2 protein-coding genes are annotated in these 742 nt (G+C 55.7%); both read right to left on the bottom strand.

Features of this window, described 5'->3' with window-relative positions; all coding sequences use genetic code 11:
• Positions 1-112: 112 nt before the first annotated feature.
• A complete protein-coding gene (locus Pmgp_RS20000) occupies positions 113-253 on the bottom strand; it encodes a hypothetical protein (RefSeq protein ID WP_192903045.1) in 141 nt (46 codons plus the stop codon).
• Between the two features lie 152 nt (positions 254-405).
• Positions 406-558, bottom strand: coding sequence for a hypothetical protein (locus Pmgp_RS19525; protein ID WP_205078119.1), 153 nt, complete (start codon positions 556-558; stop codon positions 406-408).
• Positions 559-742: the final 184 nt, after the last annotated feature.

Genomic DNA, 742 nt, shown 5'->3' with positions numbered 1-742 from the left:
CCAACACCACGTGCTTGGAGATATCATACGACTTTGTTTTGTTCATTGGCTCCTCCCTTGCGGTTGACCATTGTTCAAAACTGGATAACACAGCCCCTTCGCTCCACTCCCATTACGGAGCTTCGTCGCTACTACGGGCTGTTCCGCCCCTGCACTCCGCATCGGTACTTTCGTCCTTGCGGGTCTTCCGCTTGGAGTTTTCCCTTGGCATCGGAGGGCAGGTTCCCACGTTCTTAACCGAAGCCTGTGCCACGTTCACGCCGCCTTCATGCCGGTCACCACCTGGACGGTAAACAGGTTTCCTCCAGATTTATCCCGGGTTAACGACTACCCCCCGGTTTTGATGACGTCCCTACGCTTTCGACACGTTATCAGCGGTTCATGGGTGTTCGTCTCCATTGGCACTTACCTGACAAAGTCTTGCTTCGCCTTTTCCGTAACGCTCACTACCATGGCTTTTGACCACAGCAGCTTACGGTGGTTTGAAGCCTCCACCTGTATGGCGGCTCCGAGGGGCCTTCCCTCATCTTCGATTAAGCATGGCTTTAGGGCTCTCATGCAGCCCTGCGCCTTCGTGGCGCACGGTGAGTAGCCCCGGGGAATTTCACCCCGAGGTCCGGGTAGAAGGGCCACCATTTGGTGGCCCAACCCCCACGGAACCCGGCGTGCGGATTTCCCGCACCGGGCTCTTCAGAAATTGGCTCACAGCATTGCGTATGCTTTTAATTCCGTATATGGTATT

The organism is Pelotomaculum propionicicum (assembly GCF_004369225.1).
Classification (GTDB): domain Bacteria; phylum Bacillota; class Desulfotomaculia; order Desulfotomaculales; family Pelotomaculaceae; genus Pelotomaculum_B; species Pelotomaculum_B propionicicum.
Note: the sequence above shows the minus strand (reverse complement) of the source record. Positions and strands in the feature narration are given on the sequence as shown.

What these genes read in the sequence shown, in the direction of transcription:
- Pmgp_RS19525 (WP_205078119.1), bottom strand. Translation starts at nt 558, where the DNA reads ATGAGAGCCCTAAAGCCATGCTTAATCGAAGATGAGGGAAGGCCCCTC.